This is a genomic window from Nonomuraea sp. NPDC052116, from assembly GCF_040680035.1.
GTDB classification, from domain to species: Bacteria; Actinomycetota; Actinomycetes; order Streptosporangiales; family Streptosporangiaceae; genus Nonomuraea; species Nonomuraea angiospora_A.
Window position 1 is genome coordinate 1 of record NZ_JBFAWA010000026.1, and the last position, 4,795, is coordinate 4,795.

Consider the following 4,795-nt stretch of genomic DNA (forward strand, 5'->3'; position numbering starts at 1 on the left):
ATCTACGTCCTCGACCACGGCAAGATCACCGAACAGGGCGACCACCACACCCTGATGGCCCTCAACGGCCTCTACGCCGACCTCTACACCCTCCAGGCCACCGCCTACCGCTGATCCTCTCGTGACTTGCACAATGTTCAAGTCCTTCTTATCGTCGGACTTGAACATTGTGCAAGTCGTCGTCCCGGGAGGGTCCCATGCCGGTTGCCGTCGTCATCGCGTCCACGCTGCAGTACGCGCTCGCGGTGCTGTTCCTCGTCCTGCCCGCCCTCGTCCACACGCACGGGGAGCGGGCCCAGCGCGCGGCCGAGGCGGTCGTGACCCGGCAGGGCCTGCCTGCCGGCGTGCTCGCCCGGCACGGGGTCAAGTTCGCCGAGAGCGTCGTGGAGTTGCTGTTCCCCCTCGCCATCTGCGCCGCTCTGGCGACGCTGGCCTCACTCGGCCTCGCGGGCAGCGGGGTGGGCCGGATCCTGTCGTGGATCGCCGCTGCGCTCCTCATGACCGCGGGCGCGTTCGTCACCGGCAGTCAGGTCTTCGCGGCCCGCTACGTCGAGGCGGCGTTCAAGAAGTCCGAGGAGCCGGGCGTGCGGGAGCTCGACGGGAGAGCGGTGGTGCGCGCGGCGCAGGAGGCGTTCCCCGCGATCCTGCGACCGCTGATCGTGCTCCGGTTCGTGCTGACGGCCGCGGGTTCGGCGGCCGTCATCGTCCTGCTGGCGACTCCGGCCGCGAGCGCGTACTTCCATTAGCCAGCCGCGCGTCCAGCCCGTCGAGGATCGTACGCAGCCCGAACTCGAACGAGTCCTCGTCCGGCAGGGAACGGGCGGCCTCCACCGACGGCGTGGCACGGGCCCGCAGCCGGGGGAACTGCTCGGCGATCTCGCTGATGCGCGCGACGGTGGCGCGCAGCTGCTGCTCCTCGTCCGCCCCCGCCCTGCGGAGCCGGGCCCGCCACGCCAGCTCGGCCGCCTCACCCTGCGCGGCGCCGATGACGAACATGAGCACGGTCGCCGCCGCCTGGTCCACGTCCGGCCCGCTGAACCCGGCGGCCTCGTAGACGGCCAGGCAGCGGTCGTCGTAGCGGGCCTTGTTGGGGCCGTGGAGGAGGTGGGTGCTCATGGCCGGGAGCATCCAGAAGTGCCGGCCCAGCATGCCGTGCGCACCGGCGGCCAGCGCCGCCGCGGCCGCCCGCCAGCCGACCTCGGCGGGGTCGGGCAGCTCGATCTCGTCCCACACGTGGTCGGCGGCCAGCACGACCAGCTCGTCCTTGCTCTTGACGTGCCAGTACATGGCCGTGGCCGCCGCGCCTAGCTGGGTGCCCAGGCGCCGCATGTTCAACCCGTCCACACCCTCGGCGTCCAGCACCGAGACGGCGGCCCGGACGATCTGGTCCCGGGTCAGGGTGTCACGCGGCATACCCCCCAACCTACCGCCCCGCCTGCACGGTCACCGGCTCGTGCGGTCGCCGGCCTGCGCGGTCGCCGGCCTGCGCGGTCACCGCCTGCACGCTCACCGGCTCGTGCGGTCAGCCGCCCGCGCGATCATCGGCCGCACGGTGCTCACGCCCGCAGTGCCCACCCCGACAGCCGTCCATCTCGCGCCCGCCTACTCCGCGCCCGCGCCCTCAGCGCCCTCAGCGCCCGATCATCCCACTCACGAGCGCCCGCTCATCCCACTCCCGTGCCACCGCCCCACCCGAGCGACCGTCCACCCGAGCGCCTGGCCGCTGCCCGGGCCGCTGGCTCGCGGCTCATTGCCTCCCGAGCCATTTGTCCTGAGTCATGCGAGCCCATCGCCACCCGGTCGTCGCCGACGGACCTCTCGCGTGCCAGTCGCAAGGGCGGGCACGCGAGAGGTCCGTGAGGCGGAGGGCTCGGGCAACGGGGATGGGGGTCAGCAGGAGGTGAGCATGCTGCCCAGTGCCGCCTTCTCCGTGCTGTCGGTGCTCAGCCCCCAGTACCACTTCACCTGGATCCAGGCGCGGGCGTACCGGCAGCGTTCGGCGGTGCGGGGCGGCTGCCACTCCGCCGGGTCCTGGTCCGACTTGGACTGGTTGACGTTGTCCGTGACGGCCCACAGTTGGGGCCCGCCCAGGTCGTTGGCGAACTGCTGGCGGCGGGAGGTGGTCCAAGCCCAGGCGCCCGATGCCCAGGCTTCGGCGAGCGGGACCATGTGGTCGATGTCCACGTCGGAGGCGGCGGTCCAGGTCGCGCCGTCGTACGGGCTGTACCAGGAGCCGGAGGTGGCGGCGCAGGAGGAGTTGGTCACGACGTTGGTGCCGTCGCGCTTGAGCACTTCCTCGCGGGTGTTGCAGGAGCCGCTGATCGTGATCCAGTGCGGGAACAGGTCGCGGTCGTATGTGCTGCCGTGAGATTCGGCCGCCACCGTGAGCTCGGCGAGGCGGGTGGCGGCGGTGCCGGCGGAGGGGATGTTCGGGGGGATCGCGGCGGCGGGTTGGGCGGTGGCGGTGAGGGTGAGAGCGGCGGCGCAGGCAATGGTCAGGGCGGCGGGTAACACGCGGTCGCGGTGCATGAGGGGTGGGCCCTTCTGCCGCCGTCCTCGGCCGGCCACAGGTGCCGGTCAGGGGCGAGGAGGGCGGGCACCTCGACCGTGTCATTGTCCGCATTAGTCCATATATGGCCAGGTTTGCCGAGCTCGTATGGAGGCGTCGGGCGACTACTGACATGAACGGTCATGCAGTCACAAGTCCGCCTGTCAATGTTGGAGCGTCGTTCATCGCCCTGTCATTGCGCACCTGGAACGGCGACTGTCGGCGTCCTCTCGTTGCAAGTACGCCGGACCTCTGTCGAAGGCCGTGCGCGACGGGGCGCAGAGTCGGGATCCGGACGGTTCGGCTCGCGTCCCCGCCGCTGACTGCGCCACGCCGACGCTGTTTGGTTGGCACGTCGTCGAAGGCCCCAAAGTGGCCGTCGAAACGGGCTCCGGCTGGGCGAATATTCCGGTAATTCGTCGGCCGGGACTCAGGGTGGGTTGCCGCATGGGGAAATCTTGTGTCGAGGAGTTTCGCCCATCCAGAGTTGCCGAGCCGACGATTTGGGCGGTGGTGGAGAATGGCGCGGGCGTAATCGGAAGCCCCAGGTCGCCGTAGGCGTACCCGTAGTGTGATCAAGGCTTGACGGGGAGCGTTCGGACCGCTAAACGACAGACATGGCGAACGTCAAGGCGCGGCTCCGTGCCGCAGTCTCCAACGTGGATCTCGGCATCGTGCTGCTCGTCGCCGCTGCCGTCAGTGTGCTCGATCTGCTCGATGTACTCAAAGACGGACAATCGGACCAGCTGATTCTGCCGGTGCTGGCCCTGCTCGCGTTCGTCTGGATCAGGGACAGGAACAGGCAGGCCCGGGTGGCCGACCAGCTTGATACGGTCGCGCGTACGACCGACGGAATGTGGCGGTTGCTGGCCAGCGGCGATTCGGTCAAGTCGCTCAACGGGGCGGCCATCACCCGACTTCTTGAGGAGGCGCGGGCGGGCAGCGATATGTGGCTGTTCAAAGGGGGCACGGGCACGTTTATCCGGGCGGTGACGCTGCCCGAATGCGTTGAGCGGGCCAAGAAGAAGCGCAGCAAACTGCGTTTCCTGCTGGAATTAATCGATCCGACGGACGAACCTCTGTGCGCGGAGTACACCCAGCTGCACCTCAGTCTCGCCGACGACGGCGCCGAGGAGAAAGGGTGGACGTCTCTGGGCACGCGTAAGGACGTCTATTCGACGATCCTCGCCGCCTGCTGGTACCGGCAGCACAACAGCCAGGTGCTGGAGTTGCGGATCGGCCTGTCCCGGACGATCTCGCTGTTCCGCTGTGACCTCACCAAGCACAATCTGGTGATCACCCAGCGCGGTCCCGAGTTTCCCGGCCTCGCCATTCCGCAGAACAGCCCGCATTACAACCCGTGGTCCATCGAGCTGCACAACAGCCTCGACCAGACCAAACTGCTGGACGTGACGAGGGCGCCGCAACTGAGCGCCCGGCCGACCGTGGACGAGACGCGTCAGCTGTTCGAGCGCCTGGGCATTCCGCTGACCGAGGAGTTCGAGGACTCCGATGTGGCGGACATCGCCAGGGGCGCGCTCAACCGCGTTGACCCGTACGAGGGGCGGGTGCCGGTCGCCGCGCCGTCGGTCAACTGACCGCGCGGGGAGGGCCGGGGACGGCGCGGTGGGCCTGGGTGCGGGGTAAGGCTGTCAGGTCGGGGTGCGAGCAGCGGGCGATCAGTGGTCCGAGGGCGGTGGGTGCGGGCGTGGTCGCCGTCGTGGTGGGCGTGCTCGCGGCCCGCGCGCTTGGTCGCGCACACCGGTCAGGGGTCGCCTGGTGGGCCGCACCTGACGCGTGCGCTTCCACACGGACGCCTTCCGGGTCGGACGGGCTGATGCCTTCCTGGACCGTGAGCCGTGAGCCGTGAGCCGTGCGTCGTGAGCCGTGAGTCGTGGGTCCACTGGCGCGTCGCTGCCCCGCCTGCGCGGTCAGTTGACCGACGGCGCGACGACTGGCGGCTGTGGGTTCGGAGCGGTGCGGCGGCCGGGGGCTGTGGGTTCGGAGCGGTGCGGCGGCCGGGGGCTGTGGGTTCGGAGCGGTGCGGTGGCTGGGGGCAGTGGTTCAGAGTGGTGCGGGCTTCGACGAGCACCGCGACGGGACGCACGCCCCGCTTGCCGTCACCATGCGTCCCGTTCAGGTCGGTGGGGAGCGGCTCGGGTCGCGGTGCTGACGGGCGGCCTGGCGGACTTCGTCGGGGGTGGCGGCACGGTATCCCGTCAGGCCACCGTGCGGGTCGACGCTCGG

4 protein-coding genes are annotated in these 4,795 nt (G+C 70.1%); 2 read left to right on the plus strand and 2 right to left on the minus strand.

Going from position 1 to position 4,795, the window contains the following annotated elements:
- The first annotated feature begins 197 nt into the window (after positions 1-197).
- A complete protein-coding gene (locus AB0L65_RS40120; protein ID WP_364256881.1) occupies positions 198-746 on the plus strand; it encodes a hypothetical protein in 549 nt (182 codons plus the stop codon).
- Here the strand turns inward: AB0L65_RS40120 and AB0L65_RS40125 are convergent.
- A complete protein-coding gene (locus AB0L65_RS40125; protein WP_364256884.1) occupies positions 700-1,413 on the minus strand; it encodes a TetR/AcrR family transcriptional regulator in 714 nt (237 codons plus the stop codon). The two genes, AB0L65_RS40120 and AB0L65_RS40125, sit on opposite strands and share 47 nt — an antisense overlap.
- Before the next feature lie 477 nt (positions 1,414-1,890).
- Complete coding sequence (locus AB0L65_RS40130; RefSeq protein WP_364256887.1) at positions 1,891-2,529, minus strand: HNH endonuclease family protein; 639 nt, start codon at positions 2,527-2,529, stop codon at positions 1,891-1,893.
- 636 nt (positions 2,530-3,165) lie between these two features.
- Between AB0L65_RS40130 and AB0L65_RS40135 the strand changes: the two genes are divergently transcribed.
- Positions 3,166-4,146 (plus strand): hypothetical protein, encoded by a 981-nt coding sequence (locus AB0L65_RS40135; RefSeq protein ID WP_364256890.1) that lies wholly within the window; start codon positions 3,166-3,168, stop codon positions 4,144-4,146.
- The last annotated feature ends 649 nt before the right edge of the window (positions 4,147-4,795 follow it).